General features: G+C 44.3%; 19 protein-coding genes, 1 tRNA gene and 2 pseudogenes. 12 read left to right on the top strand and 10 right to left on the bottom strand.

The genetic code is table 11. From position 1 onward, the window contains the following. Position 1 precedes the first annotated feature (1 nt). The gene (locus AC0IYG_RS07660; protein WP_471710510.1) at positions 2–556 is read left to right on the top strand and encodes a hypothetical protein; all 555 of its coding nucleotides are present in this window, start codon (positions 2–4) and stop codon (positions 554–556) included. 104 nt (positions 557–660) lie between these two features. Next, entirely contained in the window at positions 661–1,200 is a 540-nt protein-coding gene (hslV, locus tag AC0IYG_RS07655) for an ATP-dependent protease subunit HslV (protein ID WP_026630438.1), read from the top strand. A 3-nt stretch (positions 1,201–1,203) separates the two neighbouring features. Here hslV and dacB read toward each other — a convergent pair whose 3' ends face one another. Further along, positions 1,204–2,676 carry a D-alanyl-D-alanine carboxypeptidase/D-alanyl-D-alanine endopeptidase gene (gene dacB, locus AC0IYG_RS07650; RefSeq protein ID WP_471710509.1) on the bottom strand — a complete coding sequence of 491 codons (1,473 nt, stop codon included), beginning with the start codon at positions 2,674–2,676 and terminating at the stop codon, positions 1,204–1,206. 122 nt (positions 2,677–2,798) lie between these two features. On the opposite strand from dacB, the gene AC0IYG_RS07645 reads away from it, so the two are divergent. Genes AC0IYG_RS07645 through AC0IYG_RS07625 form a run of 5 tightly spaced genes read left to right on the top strand, consistent with a single transcriptional unit; the run spans position 2,799 to position 8,112 of the window. Next, complete coding sequence (locus AC0IYG_RS07645) at positions 2,799–4,223, top strand: MBL fold metallo-hydrolase RNA specificity domain-containing protein (protein ID WP_471710508.1); 1,425 nt, start codon at positions 2,799–2,801, stop codon at positions 4,221–4,223. A 33-nt stretch (positions 4,224–4,256) separates the two neighbouring features. After that, positions 4,257–5,210, top strand: coding sequence for an acetyl-CoA carboxylase carboxyltransferase subunit alpha (locus AC0IYG_RS07640; RefSeq protein WP_471710507.1), 954 nt, complete (start codon positions 4,257–4,259; stop codon positions 5,208–5,210). Between the two features lie 9 nt (positions 5,211–5,219). Beyond that, positions 5,220–5,855 carry an HAD family hydrolase gene (locus tag AC0IYG_RS07635; RefSeq protein ID WP_471710506.1) on the top strand — a complete coding sequence of 212 codons (636 nt, stop codon included), beginning with the start codon at positions 5,220–5,222 and terminating at the stop codon, positions 5,853–5,855. Then, entirely contained in the window at positions 5,845–7,047 is a 1,203-nt protein-coding gene (locus AC0IYG_RS07630; RefSeq protein WP_471710505.1) for a site-2 protease family protein, read from the top strand. Before AC0IYG_RS07635 ends, AC0IYG_RS07630 begins: the two co-directional genes overlap by 11 nt. A gap of 30 nt (positions 7,048–7,077) precedes the next feature. After that, positions 7,078–8,112, top strand: coding sequence for a phosphotriesterase family protein (locus AC0IYG_RS07625; protein WP_471710504.1), 1,035 nt, complete (start codon positions 7,078–7,080; stop codon positions 8,110–8,112). Positions 8,113–8,168: 56 nt separating this feature from the next. Here the strand turns inward: AC0IYG_RS07625 and AC0IYG_RS07620 are convergent, their stop codons facing one another. From AC0IYG_RS07620 to AC0IYG_RS07585, 8 genes are all read right to left on the bottom strand, one after another. Continuing rightward, positions 8,169–9,458, bottom strand: coding sequence for a sensor histidine kinase (locus tag AC0IYG_RS07620; protein ID WP_471710503.1), 1,290 nt, complete (start codon positions 9,456–9,458; stop codon positions 8,169–8,171). Then, complete coding sequence (locus tag AC0IYG_RS07615; protein WP_471710502.1) at positions 9,455–10,828, bottom strand: sigma-54-dependent transcriptional regulator; 1,374 nt, start codon at positions 10,826–10,828, stop codon at positions 9,455–9,457. Before AC0IYG_RS07615 ends, AC0IYG_RS07620 begins: the two co-directional genes overlap by 4 nt. Before the next feature lie 25 nt (positions 10,829–10,853). Continuing rightward, positions 10,854–12,020, bottom strand: a complete 1,167-nt coding sequence (locus tag AC0IYG_RS07610; RefSeq protein ID WP_471710501.1) for an ABC transporter permease — start codon at positions 12,018–12,020, stop codon at positions 10,854–10,856. An 18-nt stretch (positions 12,021–12,038) separates the two neighbouring features. After that, complete coding sequence (locus tag AC0IYG_RS07605; RefSeq protein WP_471710500.1) at positions 12,039–13,283, bottom strand: ABC transporter permease; 1,245 nt, start codon at positions 13,281–13,283, stop codon at positions 12,039–12,041. Positions 13,284–13,307: 24 nt separating this feature from the next. Continuing rightward, positions 13,308–13,970, bottom strand: a complete 663-nt coding sequence (locus AC0IYG_RS07600; RefSeq protein WP_471710499.1) for an ABC transporter ATP-binding protein — start codon at positions 13,968–13,970, stop codon at positions 13,308–13,310. 3 nt (positions 13,971–13,973) lie between these two features. Next, a complete protein-coding gene (locus tag AC0IYG_RS07595; RefSeq protein ID WP_471710498.1) occupies positions 13,974–15,419 on the bottom strand; it encodes a TolC family protein in 1,446 nt (481 codons plus the stop codon). A gap of 5 nt (positions 15,420–15,424) precedes the next feature. Continuing rightward, positions 15,425–16,669: an efflux RND transporter periplasmic adaptor subunit gene (locus AC0IYG_RS07590; RefSeq protein ID WP_471710497.1), complete on the bottom strand. Its 1,245-nt coding sequence runs from the start codon at positions 16,667–16,669 to the stop codon at positions 15,425–15,427. Between the two features lie 181 nt (positions 16,670–16,850). After that, positions 16,851–18,137 carry an asparagine synthetase B gene (locus AC0IYG_RS07585; protein WP_471710496.1) on the bottom strand — a complete coding sequence of 429 codons (1,287 nt, stop codon included), beginning with the start codon at positions 18,135–18,137 and terminating at the stop codon, positions 16,851–16,853. A gap of 212 nt (positions 18,138–18,349) precedes the next feature. Here AC0IYG_RS07585 and AC0IYG_RS07580 point away from each other — a divergent pair. Continuing rightward, positions 18,350–19,595: pseudogene (locus tag AC0IYG_RS07580) on the top strand (ABC transporter permease). A gap of 115 nt (positions 19,596–19,710) precedes the next feature. Next, a tRNA-Leu gene (locus AC0IYG_RS07575) sits at positions 19,711–19,794 on the top strand. Between the two features lie 377 nt (positions 19,795–20,171). On the opposite strand, the gene AC0IYG_RS07570 is transcribed toward AC0IYG_RS07575, so the two are convergent. Beyond that, complete coding sequence (locus AC0IYG_RS07570) at positions 20,172–20,720, bottom strand: hypothetical protein (protein WP_439559253.1); 549 nt, start codon at positions 20,718–20,720, stop codon at positions 20,172–20,174. Positions 20,721–21,505: 785 nt separating this feature from the next. Here AC0IYG_RS07570 and AC0IYG_RS07565 point away from each other — a divergent pair. The 3 genes and pseudogenes from AC0IYG_RS07565 to AC0IYG_RS07555 all read left to right on the top strand — a co-directional run. Then, positions 21,506–21,904: a hypothetical protein gene (locus tag AC0IYG_RS07565; RefSeq protein ID WP_439559252.1), complete on the top strand. Its 399-nt coding sequence runs from the start codon at positions 21,506–21,508 to the stop codon at positions 21,902–21,904. 55 nt (positions 21,905–21,959) lie between these two features. Next, a complete protein-coding gene (locus AC0IYG_RS07560; protein WP_471710495.1) occupies positions 21,960–22,244 on the top strand; it encodes a hypothetical protein in 285 nt (94 codons plus the stop codon). Further along, positions 22,228–22,716, top strand: a pseudogene (locus AC0IYG_RS07555) (hypothetical protein); the annotation flags it as partial. The gene AC0IYG_RS07560 and the pseudogene AC0IYG_RS07555, both read left to right, overlap by 17 nt. Between the last annotated feature and the right edge of the window lie 8 nt (positions 22,717–22,724).

Genomic DNA, 22,724 nt, shown 5'->3' with positions numbered 1-22,724 from the left:
TATGAACGCAGACAAAAGGTTAGATCAGTTAGAGCCTGTGATTTCCGAATTGTTAATTAAGCAGGACAAGACGGATAAGAAGATTGATAATTTGACAGATCTCGTCATGAGAATCAGCGAGACTGTTAACAGGCAGAGCGACAACGTCGCATTTTTGCTTAACAATCAACTTGACATATCCGGACGAATGGACAACGTTGAAATTCGGTTGGATGTAATGGATGTTCGTTTTAAAGATGTGCTTTCAAACCAAGAATCCATGAAAGCGATTCAGAAACTGATCTCCGAAAAACAGGAAGCAATGTTTGACACGCAGGAAACAATGTTTGTCACGCAGGAATCAATGTCGGCTAAGCAGGATTTTTTGTCTAGAATGCAGGAGTCAATGTTGACCGAACAACAGATGATATCTGCTAAACAGGATTTCCTATCGAGAATGCAGGAGTCAGCGCTGACCGAACAAGAGAAAATGTCTGCTAAACAGGATTTTTTATCGAGAATGCAGGAAACTATACTTGCTAAGCAGGATTTGATTATTGACTTGATTAAAAAGTAGTAGATTTTAATTGTAATGATTTAATAAATGTACAAAGTGTCAGGTTTCGCGACCTGGCACTTTTGTTTTGTAAGGGGTTTAACGAATTAGTATAAAATCAATTTATGGAAAAAATACATGCGACCACCGTCCTTGGGGTGCTTCACAACGGAACCGTCTCACTTGGGGCAGATGGGCAGGCTACAATGGGCAATACAGTTGCTAAAAGCAATGTAAAAAAGATCCGGACGCTAATGGGCGGAAAAATCCTGGTTGGTTTTGCGGGCTCGACGGCCGATGCATTTACCCTGCTGGAAAAATTTGAGGAGAAACTGAATGCTTACGGCGGCAACATGAAGCGCGCTGCGATCGAGCTTGCAAAAGACTGGCGCACAGATCGCTATCTGCGCAAATTGGAAGCAATGATGATCACCGCGAATAAAGAAGAAATCCTCGTGATATCAGGAACAGGCGATGTTCTGGAACCGGAAAATGGCATTGCGGCCATTGGCTCAGGTGGAAATTATGCACTATCCGCAGCGCAGGCTTTGAAAAAACATGCAGGCCACCTTACCGCAGAAGAAATGGTGCGCGAAGGATTAACCGTCGCTGCTGACCTTTGTATTTACACGAATCATAATCTGGTGATCGAAAAGGTGCAGTAAGCATCAAAGCTCTGCCATCAGCGCCATAATTTTGACCAACGAGTCGGTGATGATGCGGGTGCTGCCCGGAAGATATTTGTGCGCAATGATCGAAAAGCTCAGCATTGAGCCGGACTTAGACGTTACGTATCCAGCATAAGCGCGGGTCCCTTCGATGGACCCGCTTTTTACATGCATATTTCCAGCCGCTTTCGTCCCTTTTCCGAGGTTACGAACGGTGCCGTTCAAGCCAAGAATGCCAATGCTTTTGTAAAAATCGTTGAAGCTGGCGTCCTTGTTGGCCACATTAAGAATGTCGGTGAGGCTATGCGTGGTGATGGAACCTGATGGTGAAAGTCCGCTGCCGTCTTTGATATAAAATCCCCTCAGATCCGCTCCTCTTCCCGACCAATAACCGGTTACAGCTTTTGCCGCGTCGTCAAATGCTGATTTTCCTGTCAGTCTTTTTCCGGCTTGTTTGAGAAAAGTGTCTGCAAAGAGGTTAATGCTCCAAAAATTAGTCTGCTGGCACAAGTCCCGCAATGGCGGTGACTCATATTTGTCCAAAATAATCTTGGGATTAGCAGTTGCAGCGGGCACGCCAGGCTGCGGAATGACATTATCGCCTACTCCGATTGCCGCGGTAACCAAGCTCTTTTTCAATGCAAAAGCTGCATATTCAGCAGGATTTGGAATAGAACCTTTCACTGAAAAAGTGGCCGAACCGGCTGGAATGGTTCCCGTTAGCACAACTGCATTGCCGAGCGGACTGCTGTAAACAATGGTCTGGTCACCCGAACCCTTTTCACCTGTCGTCACCTGATTGGTAAATGTGAGATAAGGAATCGCTGGTTCAATGCCCAGAAACGATGTAGGATCACCGAAATCCACGCCGGGTTTAAACTTGATTCTGTATAAATTCTCGTTGAAATTCAGCCCTTGCACGCCTGCTCCGTAGTAATTGCCAATGTCGCCCCAGATCCAGGTGCTGGCAATGGTTTCGGTGTCAAAAAAAGATGCGTCAGGAATTACTTTTCCTTTAATGAATAGAATCCCTGCCTTCTTAACCGCTGCTGTCCAGCGCGTAATGAGCTCACTTCCTGTTGGATATCCCTTGAACCGGTCGCTTCCTAATGACGGATCACCAGTGCCATGAATGTATAAATTGCCTACTAATGTGTCATTTCTGATTACGCCGTCGTGTTCGAGAAAAGTTTGAAATTTAAAATCGCCGCCAAAAACAGCAAGGACCGTTGCGGTGGAAACCAACTTCAATGTGGAAGCGGATGGCAGCGAGCGCTCGGCATTTAAAGCGAAAACATTACTTCCTTCTTTAACTTTTTTCACACTGACGGAAAGGGAACCGCTGCGCATCAATTCACTGTTTTCAAGTTCCAACACGGCATCCTGAAAATTATTTAAAGCAACACTGTCAATCGTTTGCGCATTGGCATGAACATAGAAAAAAAGAAAAATCAGGAGCGGACAGAATTTCATATTAATTTAGAAGGGTGACTTTCACCTGCATAAGGATAGATACCAAATCTAAACTAGTAAGTAATCTCCAATTCTCAGCCGCTTTTTTGGTACTTTTGTAAGATACACCCCATTTCCAACGTATGAAATTGACATTTTGGGGAGCTGCGCAGCAGGTTACAGGTAGCATGTTTCTTTTAGAAACAGACGATTACCGAATTTTAATTGACTGCGGCTCTGACTTTGACTTAGATGAGATCGGTAGAAAAACCAGGTATGAAGAGCAAAAAAGTGTATTTCCTTTTGATGCGAGTTTAATCAATACTGTACTTTTAACACACGCTCATATTGACCATTCAGGCAACATTCCTAACCTTTATAAATATGGTTTTGAAGGAAGGGTTGTATGTACCGAACCGACATTGGCGCTTACGTCGTTATTATTAAAAGATGCGGCTAATCTGCATCAAAAGCGCCTGAATGCGCGCGCAAATGCATCTTCCAAAAAAAGAGGCAAGAAGAAACGCGAAGTTCCGATGGACTACTTCGTTGAGAAAAACGTAACCGAAGCGCTGGATAACTTCGTTCCTGTCGCATTTGGGCAGCGTTACCGGATTGCCGATAATGTTACAATCGTTTTTTACGCGGCTGGCCACTTATTGGGTGCTGCGCACATTGTGCTTGAAGTGTATGAAGACGGGCAGAAGAAGAAAATCTGCTTTTCGGGCGACATTGGCCGCAGCAATTATCCGCTTCTGATCGATCCGCAGGAAATCCCGCAGGTCGATTATCTCATTTGCGAATCCACATACGGCAACAGGCTTCATGAAGATCAGGGAACGCCAGTCGACGCTTTGGCTGACGTGATCAAACGCACCTGCATTGACATTCCCGGCAGACTGATCATTCCTTCTTTCAGTGTCGGCAGGACGCAAGCTCTGCTTTATACGCTGAACAAGATTTATATGGATCATTCATTTCCATATCTTAAAGTGTTTTCCGACAGCCCGTTAGCACATAGCAGCACGAAGGTTTATCAGCGTCACGTCCGCTTGCTTAATAAGGAGGCGCGCACATTTCAGGAAGACAATGATATGCTTTTTGACTTCGACAATCTGATCTATCTGGAAAGTTCGGATGCGAGCAAGGCGGTTTCAAATTACAATGAGCCGTGCATTATTATTTCATCGTCCGGAATGGTGCAGGGCGGGCGCGTGGAGCAGCACGTCGAGGCAAATATCGGCAATCCTTACGCTACAATTCTGATGATTGGCTACGCTTCCGAAGGCACGCTTGGATGGCGGCTTCTGAATGGGCAAGATACGATTTCAATTCGCGGAAAGCAGCTGCCGGTCTTGGCTAATATTGAAAAAATTGACGTATTTAGCGGCCACGGAGATCAGAATGATCTGTTGAAATTTATCAAAATACAAGATCCGGAGAAGCTGAAAGGCATTTTTCTGGTGCACGGGGAACAGCAAAGCATGGCTGATTTCCAGAGTAAAATTGAAGAAAACGGCTATAAATCGGTAGAAATACCTTTGCGGGGACGCACTTACGAACTTTGATCTGTCCCAAGCCCAACAAACAAGAACCTAAATATGAGAACATACCTGGATTTTGAAAAGCCTATGGCCGAGCTCGAACGCAAGCTCGAAGAAATGAAAACATTGGCACAGGGGAATAATGTTAATTTTTCCGATGCCATTTCGTTGTTGGAAAACAATATAACAGATCTTCGAAAAGAAATATTTGAAAATCTCACCCGCTGGCAGCGCGTGCAGCTTTCAAGGCATCCGGATCGTCCGTATACGCTCGACTACATTGAGCTGATCTGCGACGAATTTATCGAACTGCACGGCGACCGTCAGGTTCGTGATGATCCGGCCGTTATAGGCGGTCTTGCGAATGTGGGCGGGCAGTCATTTATGCTTATAGGACAGCAGAAAGGCCGGAATACCAAGCAAAGACAGCACCGTAATTTTGGAATGCCTAATCCGGAAGGTTACCGGAAGGCTCTGCGTTTGATGAAGCTGGCTGAAAAATTCAACAAGCCTATTGTTACGCTGATCGACACACCGGGCGCATTTCCGGGGATGGAGGCAGAAGAACGCGGACAAGGCGAGGCGATTGCGCGGAATTTGAAGGAAATGTTTATGCTAAAAGTGCCAGTGATCTGCATTGTGATCGGTGAAGGTGCTTCCGGCGGTGCGCTGGGAATTGCGATCGGCGACCGTGTTTTAATGTTAGAAAACACCTGGTACTCAGTTATTTCCCCTGAAAACTGCTCTGCAATTCTTTGGAGAAGCTGGGATTTTAAGGAGCAGGCAGCAGAAGCGATGAAGATCACTGCCAAGGATATGAAAAAGAATGGACTCATTGATGGCATCATTCCAGAACCGCTTGGTGGCGCGCATTTAGATCATAACTGGATGGCCGAAACATTGAAAACGGTTATCTTGGAAAATATAAATGAGCTTGCTGCAATCGAAAATCAGGACAGAATCGACCAGCGCATTGAGAAATTCTGTGCAATGGGTGTTGTTGTTGAATAAATCCTCGCAATGAAGAATAGCAAAATTAAGAATATCATTTTCGATCTCGGCGACGTAATCCTGAACATTGATGTGCCTGTTGCATCAAAATCTTTTGCCGAGCTCAGCGGCAGGGAACAAGCCGAAATCCTGACAATTTTCAATGAGAATGCACTTTTCAGGCAATTTGAAACGGGTCAGTTAGACGAAATTGGCTTCCGCAATTATGTGCGGAAAATCCTTAATTTTTCTGACCTTTCTGACGAAGCCATTGACACAGCCTGGAACAGCCTGTTATTGGACCTCCCTCCTGAAAGAGTTGAATTGCTCAAAAAGCTTTCTGAAAATTACCGCCTGTTTTTGCTGAGCAACACGAGCTCCATCCACATTACGCAAGTCAACAAAATTTTAGAAGCTTCAACAGGTGTGGAAAAGCTCGACGACCTGTTCGAGACGGTTTTCCTTTCTTATGAAATGGGTTTGATGAAGCCAGATCCTAAAATTTATCAGCAAGTGTTGGAACAAGCAGGCCTTAAAGCAGAAGAAACGCTGTTTTTGGATGATAACCGTGATAACATTGAAGCTGCTGCCAAATTGGGAATTGACACAATCCATGTTCAAAAACCGATAACAATCCTGGAATATCTCAAAGACTATGCAGTCTAACACACGCACCTATTTCATTCAGGCCCTTCTTTTTGTTCTTACGATCATCACGACAACGATGGCTGGGGCGGAATGGATGTATGGCAACATATTTTCATTCGTTTACGACTTCGCATACATGATTGCCGGCGCTGGTGCCGAAAAGCCTGTTAATGATGAAAGTGTGAAACTGCTCGGGTGGCCACAGTTTTTGCAGGGATTTCAGTTTTCGATTCCCTTTCTGGTGATTTTGACCATTCACGAATTCGGGCATTATTTTGTTGCGCGGGCGCATCAGGTGAAAGTTACGCTGCCTTATTACATCCCATTATGGTTTGGCCTTTCCAACAGCATTGGGACTATGGGCGCATTCATTCGCATTAAGTCTGTCGTTCGCTCCCGTCTTAAATTTTTCGATATTGGCATTGCCGGTCCGCTCGCTGGCTTTATTGCTGCACTGGCTGTTCTCTGGTACGGATTCACGCATTTGCCGCCCGCAGAATACATTTTTTCGGTTCACCCGGAATATGCGCGCTTCGGTTTAAGTTATCCGCAATTTGCTTATGAGAATGCTTCCGGCAACATTGCATTAGGCGATAACATTCTTTTCTGGTTGTTCAAAACCTACATCGCCGACCCTGCCAGATTGCCGCATGAGTACGAAATGATTCATTATCCGTACATTTTCGCAGGTTATCTGGCTCTTTTCTTCACTTCTTTAAACCTGATCCCTATCGGCCAGCTGGACGGCGGGCACATTCTTTACGGTTTGATTGGCAAGAAAAAATTTGACGTTGTTGCTCCAATTCTATTCGGTCTGTTTGCCTTTTATGCGGGCTTAGGGCTTTTCACAGCCGAGTCATTTGCAACTGGCAATAATGCTGTGTTTTATGAGCGCTTCTTTTATCTAGCCATTTACATTTACTTTTTGTACATCTGTTTCAAAAGAGCAAGTGATAATCCGGCAACCGGGTTTATGCTGGCGCTTATCGTCGTTGTTGGCCAGTTTGCTGTCTCCTACATTCGCCCCGACTGGCAAGGATCAACAGGCTTTTTACCATTCATTTTCATTCTGGGCCGTTTCTTAGGCATCCGGCATCCGGATACAGACGAAAACGAACCACTCGACGCCCCTCGAATTATCCTTGGAGTCTGCGCATTAATTATCTTCATTATCTCATTCAGCCCTACTCCTTTCGTGATGGTTGAGTGAGAATAAAAACGCACCGCTTCATAAAGAAACATGAAGGCAGCAAACACGCAATCGACAGTTGACACTATATCGCGGAGAATGTTCTTTGCGGCTTTTGCGGGTTTGCCTTTATTGGGAAAACTTCCTTTTGAAGAACCGTTTACATTTTCTGTCAATGGTAAAATAAGCACCACTGACCTTGGCAAGACGCTTATTCATGAGCATATTCTTGTTGATTTTATCGGAGCTGACAAGATTTCAAATGACCGCTGGAATAATGATTCGGTCATTGCAAAAGTGCTTCCTTATCTTCTTGAAATAAAGCAAAGAGGCTTTCAAAGTATTTTCGAATGTACGCCTGCATTTTTAGGTCGTGATGTGGCTTTGCTAAAAAAACTTTCTGACAAGTCGGGCCTGAACATTATTACAAATACAGGCTATTATGGCGCCTCAGACAACAAATATCTGCCAGCATTCGCATTTACTGAAACGGCCGAGCAGCTTGCTAAGCGTTGGATTAGTGAGTTTCAAAACGGCATTGATGGAACCAATATAAAGCCAGGATTTATCAAAACCGGGGTTAATAACGGACCATTGTCGGACATTCACCAAAAGCTGATTAAAGCTGCCGCCATTACTCACTTGCAAACGGGACTAACAATTTGTTCTCACACAGGTCCCGCCCTACCCGCTGAACAGGAAATTGAAATCTTGAAAAAAGCAGGCGTCAGTCCAGCTGCATTTGTATGGGTGCATGCGAGCGGAACCAACGATGAATGTGAGCGCATTGCGAAAAGCGGTTGCTGGATCAGCCTAGACGGCGTCGACGAGGATAATGTTGACAAAATTGCAACGCTCATCCTTTTTCTAAAATCCAAAGGTTTCCTCAAACAAATCCTTCTTTCCCACGACGCAGGGTGGTATAAACCAGGCGAACCCGACGGCGGCGAATTCCGGGGTTACACAGCAATCCCCGATAAATTATTGCCATTGTTAAAATCAAAAGGCATAAGTGACGCCGAGATAACCCAAATGATTGTTGCGAATCCCGCGAATGCATTTGCGATTCAGGTTCGTAGAGTTTGATTCGAGGATTTAATGAGCTGCAATTATCAGTCTCGTTGAGCAAACTAGCGTCAAACCTACATCACAATCGCGAAAACAGTCCAGCAGTCGCCATAAGTTTGTAATGAAAATTCGAAGCCGTGATTGACCAGGATTTCTCTTGTTAGGGTCAGGCCAATGCCTTGGCCGTCGTGTTTCGTGCTGAAAAATGGGTTGAAAAGTTGGGTTGCTACGGAGGGGTCGATGGGTTTGCCGTTGTTTTTAACTGTTAATCCAGTGGTGGTAACTTCGATTTTTATTTGATTGCCGTTGTTGCAGGCTTCAATTGCGTTTTTTACAACATTGACTAACACATGCTCCATCTGGCCCAAATCCAGCATTTTGGTCACGGGGAAGTCGGGAACGGAGGTTTGAATTGAAACGCCGCGCTGAGCCGCTGCTGGCTCCATGAACAATGTGACGTCGTTCGCGAATTTACTGACGTCCGCCACCGCAAGAACCGGCATAGGCAGTCGCACGACATCCGCAAAGTTTCGCATAAATCTCGTTAGCCGCTGGTTTCTTTCGGATGCAATGGTAAGCGCTTCGCGCACATCTATAAAAGACTCATCTGTAAGCAAATGTGTTGTAGTTTGCAAAATAGAATCCGTCGCACCCAGCGTATTATTGACTTCATGCGCCATCATGCGTATCACTTTTCCATACGCGTTTTTCTCCGATTCCAGAATTTCCGTTGTCAGCTCTTCGATCATTAAAAACGAGCGTCTGAAACCCTGATCCATGAAATGTGAGCGCTGCACTTTGAACATTGTAACGCCATTGGTTTTGACAACCCTTGACTCGCCATCTTGCAGCGAAGCCAGTTCTGCAAGGAGGATATGACCGGTTTCAGCCAGCTTTTTTCCCTTCAAATGATCGGCTTCATCCTTAAAATATTCCTGCGCTTTCACATTCAAAGATTCGATTCTATCATCAAAATCGAGGATCACAATCGAGATCGGTGACGCGGCAATGAGCTTTTCGAGGAAGTAATGCTGTTCATGCAAACACGTCCGCTCTTCGCGCAACTGATCGATCATCAGGTTGTAAACTTCAATCAATGTATCAACCTCACCTTTTCCCGTCGGGACAAATTTTATAGAAAAATCTTTGTCCTTTATGGCTTCAATCCCGGATCTCACAAATTCGATAGGTTGCATAAAATTTCGGTAAATCTGAATGGAAACGATAGCAGAAAGCAGCAAAAAAGCCTCAGAACCGATAAAAAGGAGTTTGTCCTGATATAAAATCCGATAGACGAGAAAGATCAGGACAACATGAAGTGCCGTTATGTAGACAATGTATTTGGCCTTCGTCGATAACCTCATGCGTCTTCCGATTCAAACGCAATTCCGTATTTTTCAAGTCTCCGATATAATGCAAAACGTGTGATTCCAAGCGATCGGGCGACTTTACTGACCTTGTTTTGATGAAATTGCATGGCTTTGGTAATCATTTGATATTCCATTTCCTCCAATGTGATCGCTCCCACCTCAGGCAGATTTTTCTGGACGGAAGGCTGTGCGCCGCCAGTCAGATTCTTTTGCAAATCGGCAATGTCCAATGTATCCGAGCCGGAAAGCAAAACCGTCCGTTCTACCAAATTTTTCAACTGACGAATGTTGCCTTGCAATTGAAGCGTTTTCAGCCATTTCATCGCAGCCGCGCTCAGGCGTAAATTGGGCCGTTGATAAATGGTTTTCAGGTTGTTAACAAAAAATTCCGACAACAACGGAATGTCATCCGGTCGCTCGCGCAAGGCTGGCAATTTCACAGTAATGAGGTTGATCCGATAGTAAAGATCCTCTCGGAAAGTGGCCTGCGCCACCATTTCTTCCAGATTTCTGTTCGTTGCGCAAATAACACGAACATCCACCGTGCGGCTTTTGCTGCTTCCCAACGGCTCAAAAGTGCGTTCTTGAAGCACCCGCAGCAATTTCACTTGACTTGAAAGGTCCAGCTCACCGATTTCATCCAAAAAAATAGAACCTTTATGCGCCATTTCGAAGCGGCCTAACCGGTCTGCTTTGGCATCCGTAAAAGCACCGCGAACATGTCCGAACAGCTCACTTTCAAACAATGTCGAAGAAATGCCGCCCAGATTCACCTTCACAAACGGACGCGATTTGCGCTTGCTGTTCAAGTGGATCGCCTCCGCAATAAGCTCTTTTCCCGTCCCGCTTTCGCCGGTAATGAGCACAGCGGCATCGGTAGACGCAACGCGGCCCACGGTTTCGAGAATGTCCAGCAGTTTGGGGTCCTGACCGACGATATTTTCAAACTGATATTGCTTTTCTAACTTTTTACGCGTGCCGGAAAGCGGAACACTTTGGGCTAAATTAAGAATGGTTCGCACCGATTGAACCAGATAATCATTCTGCCAGGGTTTGGTAATAAAATCAATCGCGCCTTCCTTCATCCCCTTGACAGCCAGATCAATGGTGCCCCACCCGGTAATAAGGATCACGGGAATGGCGGGATATTTCCGCTTAATCTGCTGCAACAATTGCATGCCTTCTTTGCCCGAAGTTTCAATGGAAAAATTCAGATCAAGCAAAATCAGCTCCGGCGTCACCGTCCTTAAAGTTTCAAAAGTTTCTTCCGGCGACCCCACGCCTTTCACCTCAAAACCCTCCTTTTTAAGAAGCAGGATTAAAGAAGTCCGTATCGCCAAATCGTCGTCAACTATTAAGAGCATATTTTATCAAGGCAGTCATTCAACATTATTCCTCATGCAGCGCCACAGCCGGATGGATTTGTGAGGCTTGTTTGCTGGGGAGCCAGGCGCAGAGGGTGACAATTAGGTAAATTATGGCAATGGATGCAAATATCGATGTAATGTAAATTTCGCTATCGAGATCAAACACATTCATTAGCGGGAACTGGATGGCAAAAAGCAGACCGATAATAAGGCTGAATGTCGCCAAAACCCATATTTCCCCTAAAAACTGGATCGTTACCCGGCCTTCCGTTGCACCCATGGCGCGCCGCAACCCGATCTCGTTTTTCCTGCGCGAGATATTAAGGTTTAATATCCCAAAAAGTCCCAACGCAACATTAGTAAGCAAGAAAACACTGACGATCAGGAAGATAATCACCGGAACAAGCGTTAGGTTCTGCCGGTTAAGCCGTGATTCTTTTAAATAACTGACTTCGATTCCCCAGCCAGGCAACATCATGGCAATGTCTTTCACAAGCTTGGCTTCAAAATTCGCATCTGTGCCGCGCTTGGTCTTGATCAGCACATTGGAATTCCAGCCGTCGTCGTTCGCAAGCATTTCGAAAACTGCGGGACTGTCCGACATATATTCACCTTTGGCCTTGAAATTATCTACAATGCCTAAAACTTTGTAAGCGCTTTTGTCATCGTTTTTAATGACCTTATTCAATGCTGTCTCGTTCAGAAAAAGCTTGTCTTCCATCGCCTTATTGATGACAATAGGGATAAATTTTGCTACCCGGTCACCATTCTTATACCACCGCCCTTTGATAAGCGGCAAATTGAGTGCTTTGTTGAAATCCGGATCCGTATGGTAGAAATCCGCACCCACAGTAACTTTATTATAAGTGATCGAACTACTCATCTGACTGGCCGAAAATGGTGTATTACTGCTCATTCTCGTTGCCACTTCAACCTCTTTATAGGATCTGATGCGTTCCATCACACCAGCAAGTTTATGAGCCACTTCCACCGTATCCTGATTTTTAGCCAAGTCCAGATTCCAGACCTGTTCATACTCAAAACCAATTGGTTGCAAATAATTTCTCACATTAAAAACGATCAGCGACAGCACGCCGAAAAGCACTAAGAAAGAGGCCAGGATTTCGATAATAAGCAGGGAATGCGTGCCCTTTTTATTCCAGATAAGTTTGAAAAGATGTTGAAGCATGGTAATATTTTTGAATGATTAAACTTTCAGCGCATCTACGATTTTCAACCTTGACATCCTGAATGCGGGTAACACGCCCGAAAGGAGTCCAAAAAACAGGCAGACCGCCAAACTGATCACAAAAACCGGCACATTGATCGTCAGGTCCGCGTAGGCGATCCAGCCGCTGGAATTGATGAAGTAAATGATCAGGTAAGAAAGTGCGAGTGCAAATGCGCCGCCAATGAATGTGATGAAAATATTTTCAATGATGAACTGCCATAGCAATGCGGCCGAAGGAGCACCAAATGCTTTTCTCACACCAATTTCAGATGCCCTTTCCAAAATCCGGCTTACATTGACATTGACCAGATTAATGGCAGGCAAGCCCATAAACATCAGAATCACAAAACTCACCACCGTGTAAAACAGAAAACGCTGCGTGCTGCTCCGGGCAAAAGTATTGACAAAGTGATCGAAATATTTGTCTGCTTTTACTTCCAAAACAGTAAGGTTTTTATCGGTATGGATCTCGGAATACGGAATCCGGGAAATATTGCTGTCGAATTCCGACTGGATTGCCGGCATATCAGATGCATCCTTTGCCGTGACGATGGCAATGAAACTGCCTCTTAGTCCCTTGTTTTCATAATTGCTCTTGGGAGCCGTGTAAGGGAAATAAATGTCGGAATAGGTGTAAAAGCGCGTTGGCGGGCTGCCTTTAACCACACCGATCACACGGTAATTGATATTTTCAATTTCAATGTTCCGCCCTATCACAGACTTGCCGCCAGTTTCAAAATACTGATCCCGCAAAGCATCGGTAATGACTGCCACGTGATCTGAATTCTTAATGTTGTTTTCATTATAAGGCTTCCCTTCTAAAAATTGAAAACCCATCACGTTCCAAAACTCAGCGTCCGTGTATTTGGTGTTCAGCTTGATCCGCTTCCCATTCACATAAGTGTTGGAAAAATTGAAATTAGACATAATTGCCACCTGCTCAGCAGATTTGAGTGACTTAACATGCTTCGTCAAAAATTCAAACGACGCAGGACCGGAAGACATAGAAGTGCGGGCTGAATCGGTCTGGATAACCGTGGCGATATACAATGAGCGATCGCGGTTAACCTCCGGGTAATGTGTCCCGAACAAATGATCCAAAAACGAGGTCAGCACCATCAGCACCGTCAATGTAAGGCTAATGCCGAAAAGCGTGATGAATGTATAGAAAGGATGCCGCAGCAAGACTTTCCAGGCGATTTTAATGTAATTTGAAAGCATAATATTAATGAGCGAATGAGTGAATTAAAGCACCTGCGATCCGTCGAACAGCCGGATCAGACGATGTGTGCGCTTGGCCATGGCGTCATCATGCGTAACCATGACGATGGTCGCGCCTTCTTCATTCAGATTTTGGAGAATGCTCAGAATCTCATTTCCCATTGCGCTGTCCAGGTTTCCCGTTGGTTCATCGGCCAGAATAATTTCCGGTTTGCCAACAATGGCCCTCGCAATGGCTACGCGCTGCTTTTGACCACCTGAAAGTTGTTTTGGAAAATGTTTCATGCGGTTACTCAGCCCCACTTTTTCCAATGCCTGCTGCGCAAGTTCCCGGCGTTCTCTGGACGAACTATTGCGATACAGCAGCGGAATCTCAACATTATCGATCACGGAAAGGTCATTGATCAAATGGAAACTCTGGAAAATGAAGCCCAGCTTTTGATTGCGCAGATGTGCCAGCGACTTATCGGTGTACTTTTCAACTTTGCTGCCATCGATTTCGATATGGCCTTTGCTAGGCTCGTCCAAAAGGCCCATAATGTTCAGCAATGTGCTTTTTCCGCAACCAGAAGGGCCCATTATGGAAACAAATTCGCCTTTTTTTACATCAATGTTAATGTTGTTGAGTGCCAGCGTTTCAATGGCGCTCGTACGGTAAACTTTTTCAACGTTTTGTAATTTGATCATGGCCTAATAAGTGATTTTCGTGTTTTGTTCAAAGTCGTACAATGTCAGGATCCGGAGGCTGTAATAGGACTGCCAGTAATCCCTCAATGCTAAAATATAGTCCCTTCTGGCAATGTCTTTTTCCTGGGTTGCAATGCCGAGGTCCGTTACGCTAAGGTCGCTTAAAATGAATCTTTCCTTTGCAATCTGATAGCGTTCCGCGGCGATATTATCGGCCAGTGTGGTCAGTTTAACCTGTTTTTGCAACATTTGCAAAAGCGTAACCTGCGTAAAAATCTCCTGTTCAAAAGTGAGCTTATCCTGCGCCACGGATTGTTGTGCAAATTCCTGATTGGCCTTCGCCACCTCGGTCCGCGCCTTGTTCCTGCCCCACGTCATAATCGGTAATGTGAACTGCAATTCGACAAACTCGCGGTCCTGCGGATTGGTGTAAACGTCGGACGGCCGGGCGCCCTGATTTGACAATCCAAAAGTGGCATTAAGCGATGCATTTAAGCCATTTTCCCTTCGTGCCAGCTGCACATCCCGTTCTGCTTCCAACAACTTTCTGTTAAAACCCACCGCGGCGGACCGGTTTGCAAAAGCCTGGTCCAATGCGACTTGCGTGTCAATCGGAAATTGGGGTGTTTCGAGTGGAATTTCAAGATCCAATGCGTTGTCCTCGCGCGAACCTATGAAAAGCTTTAATTTTAAAGATGCCACGGCTGCTGCCTGTTGCGCGGAAGCCAGATCTTTCTGAGCGGTCAAAAGGCCCATTTGAAGCTGTAAAAGGTCATTTTGAGAGATCTTTCCCAGTTCCAGTTTGTGCTGAGCGATCTTGTAAAGCGTATCGTTGTTGCTCCGGTTCTTCTCCGCAATCTGTAAATTGACCTGCGCCACAAGCAACTCAAAATAATAACCCGTTGCATCCAAGGCAATCTGTTCCAATGACTGAATGAACTGCTGATTGCCTTCCTGATATTTCAACGGCTCAATTTTGCGGTCCCATTTCAGCGGATTGAAACGGAACAATGGCTGGCTCACACCAATCTCGAACGGAATGCCGTTATAGCGCGTGTTATTTCTTGCAAAATCATCAAAACGCTGCGTTTGCTGCTGCACATAAATCGTCCCGCCGGTGACCGCAATGCTTTGACTCAGAGACAGATTAAGTAGAGAATTGTTGTTTGAAACCTGCTCAAAAGAGATCGTCCCGTCCGGCTGCGTCACTTCAATGTATGACCGCGTGAAACCAGGAATTGTGCCTTTAAGGCTCAGCTGCGGCTTATAATCAGCCTGGAACGAGCGATATTGCCAATAATTCGTTTTCTTGGCAGTAATGGCCTGTTTGGACGCGATTGATTGCTCCTTAGCGACTGCTACAACTTCTCGCAGCGACAATTGCCGAAGTTGTGCAAAAACAGGAAATGCCAGGAATATGCTGATAATGAGCGTAAAAAGATTTTTCATAGCAGTTACTGAATAGAAATTTCTTCTAAATGCTCATAATCGTTCAAATCCGTCAGGATCACCTTTTCCCCAGGCTCAACGCCGCTTTTAATCTCGATGAAATCGAAGTTCGAAAGACCGGTTTCGATCTCCCGGCGATAAGCTTTGTTATCCTTTAAGACATACACAAACTGCTTTTTCTTACCCGTAAAAGCAGGCCCGTTGGCCACGCGAAGGGTGTTAATGCTGCTGCTCGTCACTACATAAACTTCCACTTTCATGTTCGGCCGCAATGATTCGCTTTTGGCATCGTCCAATTGAATGATAAATCCAATAACGCCATCCTTCACAGCTGGCTTCACTTGCGTAATCACCCCACGCAAAATCACCTCATTGAGCTTAATGATCACCGAAAGTCCGGCTTTCACCTGATCCGCATACACGTCCGAGCAACTGCCTTCAATTCTGAAACTGCCCAAATCAGCCACTTTGGCTAGCATTTCACCTTCATTGACCGATGAACCGATATTTTCATTTACCCATGTCAAAACCCCTTTTCGGTCCGCAACAATGTCTGCCATTTTCAACTTATGCTGCAATTCTTTGAGATTTTTACTTTCGATTTGCGCACCCAGTTCAGTTTCTTTCAAGCTGGCACCCATCGACTCGCGGTTGTATTTAAGATCATTTTCTAATTGCTTTTTCTCCAATTCCGAGATCTTCAAAGCATTTTCGGCCCGGGTAATGTCCTCCGCCGTTCCTCCTCCTACTTTTTGCAAGCGTTTGGCGTCTTCGAAATCCGCACGCAGTTTGTTAATGTTCAGCGATTTGATGCGGTCATTAATTTCCGCGTCATACAGATCTTTATTCAGCTTCATCCGCAGCTGCTCAATGCTGTTCTGCTTCAATTTCAGCTGATCTTCATAGCGCTCAAATTCGATTTCAGTGAGTGATTTGTCAAGTTCAACAATTGGCTGTCCCGGCTTTACCGGTGTCCCGGGCGTAAGCATAATGCGCTTGATGCTTGCGCGGATCGGACTGGTGAAAATCTGTTCATAAGCGGGAATCACTTCGCCGGAAGCAGTTAATGTGTTCTCAACATTTCCCTTTTCAACCGTTCCGGTGCGGATCCGCGAACTTTCAATCGTGCTGTTCAGTGACCTGCGAAATAAGAAAAGTGTTGTGGCAAGAAGGGTTATTCCCAATCCAACGAAAAGCCATCGGCGGTTTCTTGTCGTTTTAATGTAGTCCGGCGCAACTTCCCGATCCATTGTAATTTTGTTAGAAGGTTTAATGCTGTTTCATGGCTAATATGCTTATCATTATTACATTATTGTGCCAATTCATAACAAACTAACAATCAACTATTTATGCTATAAATACAACAAAAAAAACCGTGCGATTGCGCACGGTTTGTGTGATTTGGAACAGGTTGAAAGCTGACCTTTACTGTTAGGTTTTCAGCTTCTTCTTCTTGGCTGCGGGAAACAAAATGTTGTTTAATATCAAACGGTAACCTGCTGAATTGGGGTGCAGATTAAGATCCGTCGGCTCCTCTCCTACGCGGTGCTGATAATCTTCCGGATCGTGACCGCCGTAAAAGGTAAAAAATCCTTTTCCATGCGTGCTATGGATGTAGCGCGCCTCTTTTGCAGATTTATTTTCAGCCAGAATAATCACCTCCGGCTTGATAACACGGTTTTTGAAAGCAGTGGTTTGACCCAAAAATCCTTTGATGATCGTCTGATGATTTTGCGTCAGCATACTCGGCACAGGATCCCATTTAGCCGAAAATTGAAACAGAGAAAAGAAGTCATTCGACTCCGTCAGACTGCGTTCTTCTGGCTGGTTATCAATGTCTGAAAATTCGACCTCATAAGGATAAGTTATAGTCTTGAAATCCTTGAAAGCGAATGTGTTATCAAAGTTTAACTTACCATTCGCGGTCGGATCCGCAGGCGTTCCGTCATATATGGCCTCAACAATGTCAAGTCCTTCGGCAGCGAGCGTAATGTCAAATGTATCCGTTGCGTTACACATAGCAAACATATAACCGCCACCCGACACAAACTCCGCAATGCGCTTAGCAACAGCGAGTTTCATCTGCGGAACATTACCAAACTGATATTTATTGGCCGTCTCTTCGGCTTCACGCTTTTGCTCGCGATACCAGGGAAAATCTTTGTATTGATAAAATTTACCAAACTGACCCGTAAAATCTTCGTGGTGCAAATGCAGCCAGTCATATTCAGGAAGCTTGCTGTTTAAAACCTCGTCATCATAAATCACGTCGTAAGGAATCTCCGCATAAGTAAGGACCAGCGTTACTGCGTCATCCCACGGAAGTTTTGATTTTGGCGAATAAACCGCAATTTTAGGCGCTTTTTGAAGCTTAACCGCATCCATATTCACATCCGGCGCACTGATCTGATTTAAGATTTGCCCCGCCTGCCCTTCTGAGATTACTTCAAAACTTACGCCGCGAACCGTCATTTCACTGGCAAATTGCTGGTTATAAGCAATCATAAAACTGCCGCCACGGTAATTGAGCAGCCAGTCCATTTCCATTTCAAAGTTTTTCAGGATCCAATAAGAGATTCCGTAAGCCTTTAAATGGTTTTTCTGGCCCTCATCCATAGGGATTAGCAGCCGGTTTGAAAACCCTTGAATTGATATGGTTAAAAAAATGATAAGCGGGATAAACACGCGTATCACTGGTTTGATTCTTTCACGTTTCATGCGCAGCTTTACAAAAGTATGTATATTAAGTGTTCGGGTTTCCATATCTTAAATCTCAGAAACTCCGAATCAAGCCTTTCAATCGGGTAATTATTAAATATATAAAGAATTTAAAAGTATCCGAAATATAAGCAGCCACCGACCGGTTTAGTTTATCATCGGCAATTGTCTTAACGACAGAATTTGAATTATGGTGCACAATCTTTATACCAATGGATATCCGCGAAAACATTGACGAAGGCCTCCGCTCCATTCAGAGCAATTTGTTAAGAACGGTGCTCACAGCGCTCATTATCGCCATCGGCATCACTTCGCTCGTCGGCATTTTGACGGCAATTGAAGGCATTCAGAGTTCGGTTAACAGCAGTTTCGCGGATCTTGGCGCCAACACATTTACTGTCAAGAATAAGGACGACGACAATTTCAGGAACGGAGGGCGCCGCAGCAAACAATATCCTCCTGTTTCGTATCGGCAGGCACTTACCTTTGCCAACAAATTTAAAGCGTCTTACAATGCAACCGCCTCACTTTCAGCAGACATTGGCGGAGCCGTTCAGGTCAATTATCTTTCCACCAAAACCAATCCGAACAGCAGCGTTGTTGGTTCCGACGAACAATATCTGGGCATTAATGGCTATAAAATCGACTATGGCCGGAACCTGGATAAAAATGACATGGAAAATTCGCTCAACGTTGCCGTGTTGGGCCAGGAAATTGCCAAAAAGCTTTTTGAACGCGTAGATCCTATCAATAAGGAAATTACATTCATGGGCAGCAGATATAAAGTTGTGGGTGTTTTGCAAAAGAAAGGTTCGCTGGGCGGACAAAATGACGCCGACCGGATTATCCTGATTCCGCTCGAAAATGGCCGCGGACTTGCTGCAAATCGAACATTAACTTATAACATTACCGCGTCAGCACCCAACATTTCGGACGGCGATTTCATCGTCGAAGAAGCCCGCGGAATCATGCGCCGGATCAGAAATGATGCTTTAGGCGAAAGAAGATTCGTTCACGATCGACCGTGCCGACGCCATTGCAAAAGACTTTGAAAACGTCACAGGTTATCTGCGGATCGGCGGTTTCGGCATAGGCATTATCACATTACTAGGCGCTTCCATCGCGTTGATGAACATTATGCTCGTTTCGGTAACCGAGCGCACACGCGAAATCGGCATCCGCAAGTCACTGGGCGCAACGCCCAGCGTGATACGTTTCCAGTTTCTGATCGAAGCCATCGTGGTCTGCATTTTAGGCGGAATAGCAGGCCTCATTTTAGGAATAGTCATCGGCAATGTCATTTCCAGTCTCATCAGCTCCGACAGTTCATTTGTAATTCCGTGGATTTGGATGGCGATGGGAATCCTGGTTTGCGTGGTCGTGGGCGTACTTTCGGGAATATATCCCGCGATCAAAGCCTCCCGCCTGGACCCAATCGAAGCATTGCGCTATGAATAAGCGACTTACGCCGAAGACGCAGATTTGAACATTTTTTTCAAATGTTTTTTTCGACATTAAGCTTGCTTAATATATTTTTCTACATACTTTTGCACTCCCAACAAGAGAGATCAATGCCCAGATGGCGGAATTGGTAGACGCGTTGGTCTCAAACACCAATGAGGTTACACTCGTGCCGGTTCGACTCCGGCTCTGGGTACAAAAACACCTGATAATCGATTGATTATCAGGTGTTTGTCATTTTCGGGGGTGGCTAAAAGGGTGGTCAGAATAAGTTCATAATGTTTACTGTTCCATTTTTCCCTTGCTTGTGTGCCGTCTCCTTGCTGCGGCCTGGGGATCTGATTCATTATAAAATTATGCGTCCGAGCAATTTTCCAATCTTCGTCTCACATCAATCTCACCATTAGATCACATTCAACATAAGGCCTGTTATACAACAAAATATTATTTGGTGAACAAGCCAAGAAATAAGCTTGCGAGGTATATTGCATTTGTCAATTATTGGCAGCCGTGTGTGCTAAAGGGTTTGAAATATGGCGGGTGCATTGAGTTAATAGATCAGGCATGTGAGCATTATCGGCAAAGACTTCTGTCCACATACGTCTTATTCCCGTTACTATTTATATAATAACACCCACCACGTGGTCCGGTTATGTAGGATGTTCGAGGAGTGCGGTACGACCTCCTGACTACTGGTACAGCTTCTGACTCACGTTCAGGCAACACATAGTTATCAAGGGAATATTGAGGTGTAGCCATTTTTAAGTCAGCGACTTGATTGGCAAGTATCTCAACCAGTCTTTGTGATTTTTGCATTGCTAACTGTGCGCTTTCCTTTTCTTGGGTCCGTTCTTTTAATTGCATCTCCTTAGAACTCAATTCAATCCGAAGATTCTCTAAGGATTTGTCGAATTCAAGTCTATACTCTTCTCTTTTATTGTCAGCTGCAATCTTACTTTCTTCCAATGTGCTTTTTAATTTGCCGTTTTCAGCTTTCAGCTGTTGAATCTCAACCATCTGCCGACGTACTATCGTTTTCAAGTATTTCCTTGTGTAATCAAGTGTTTGAGAGTAACTAGTTAAGCTAACCAGTAGAAATAACGCGGCAAGAAACGCTTTCATAAAAGAGAAACAATTAAGTACAATTTAGTAAAACTACAAGGGTTAGTCGTAATAGGCATAACCGATTAATCATTTCTTTTCAATTTGGCGAATGCCTGAATTATCTGATAAATAAGTTTGTAGCTTAGGGTCATAGTAACTTTGTTTCGTATACGTGATCGGTTTGCCGAATTCATACATTTAACCATTGAGGACCTCCGTGAAGTGAAATTTGCAGGAGTAAAAACGTGTTTAATCAAACGGCAAATCATTGTGTTGTTGTGCACAACAATTTACTTAGAACGACAAATTCTGGCTGCAATTCGGAATTCGCGTTATTTATCATGGCACTGAAACCGTTACTATCAAAGAAGCAATTCAATGACACTAAAACAAACCGAACGGCAGCAAAAGTGTAAACCAAAACGGAACCACATCAAATAGCCCTATTATGGTCAAAGGTGACAGACAGTTAACTTTCGTTGTCTTACCCCAAAGAGTCAATGACGGGGGCTAAATACTGTTTAAGGTAGAGCCATGCGATATCCTTGGCTTGGACGTAAAACTAAGCCAGATAGCCAAAGTGAAGGGTTGAGAGGTTACAGGTTTTGCGGCTTTGATTAGCCGGTTGATACGGCCAACAGTCTTGCCAACGCGGCGATGGACGACTGTGACGCCAAACCGTTGATCGCTTTCATGGTAAGGGATAAAGGCTTCACGAGGCGTGTATTCAATCTCAACGAGCAATTACTGCCCCTTTCAGGTAAACTCAATCTTTGTACATAGATTTGCTTAAAACTAATGATATGACACCTGTATTATGGGTTATTGTATTTCTCTTTGTCGGCTCATTCATATTGAGCGGAATATCCAAATTAAACAGGAAATACGATAGGGAGCATTTTATCAATGAAAAGGGTATAATTGTAAATGCTGATGATAAATCACTGACATACAATCAACATAGGATAGAATTAAAAAAGGTAAAAAATCACTACGTAGTCAAAGAGGGATATAATGGCGTTCTGATAATTGAAACTGATGATAAGGTTATACCTGAAATAAGGATTGTAGTTTATAATGGAGATTTTGGTGTCAGAGGAGCAGGATATCTCGAGGATAGGTTTAAACAAGCCATTGAGTGGAGTAAAAGCAATACTCCAAAATACAAGATTGATGATTATTTGAAAAAGAGGTATGGTTAAGTAATATAATTCCTAAGTATCTCAAACACCTGACCCCACCCCATCAGCTGGCGACTTGGCTTTCACCACATATACATTAAGTAAAATGTTAAGAGAAGATACTCCAAATGGCTTTCCAGAAAGCCTTAAAAGGTATAATCCAAACGACCCTACAATTATATATCATGGTCAAATCGTCCTTGAAAAAGAGGATTATGAAGTTTTTATTGATGGGAAAATTTCATTTGACTGGTTACCAGAGATACGTCTCACGTTTGAGGGAGCCATCCCTGATACGGATATTTACCATGATTTTTTAGGGTTCAACTTTAAGCAAGCAGCCGTTGCGAGTCCGAGCTGATAATATAGACTTTGGTAAGGGTGAGATTACACAATTTGTAAACGGTAAATATTCCGGGCGTATTATTGGGGAAAAAGCAATTGGCGATCTGAACGCGCAAGTTGAAAAAATTACTTTTGTCATTCCAAACCTGAAAAGCATTTCCGGAGAAGCTGTCTCTTGGGACGGAAATTATTATTCAAACAAGAGACTCACACTCGACAATATGGATTATTCAATCATCTTAGAGGAAAATGTAGCTTATAAGGAATCAAAAGACCAGCTTCAAAATACCGGAGGGTATTGCATACAGTACTATTGTTAAGCGGTAAAGAAAGCAGGGCTCTTCACCTATTCTGAAGCGACATCCCTAGCCCAGTCCCTTAGTACGTTCTTAAGCTTTATAGTTGGACGGCGCACATCACTTTTATTTTTGACTGGAATGTCTCGGAAGAGCAACGTCTGGAATGACTTCTCTACAAACATCGTTGATAGGTATAA

The organism is Dyadobacter sp. AC419 (assembly GCF_979253085.1).
This window is presented reverse-complemented; position numbering and strand designations above follow the sequence as displayed.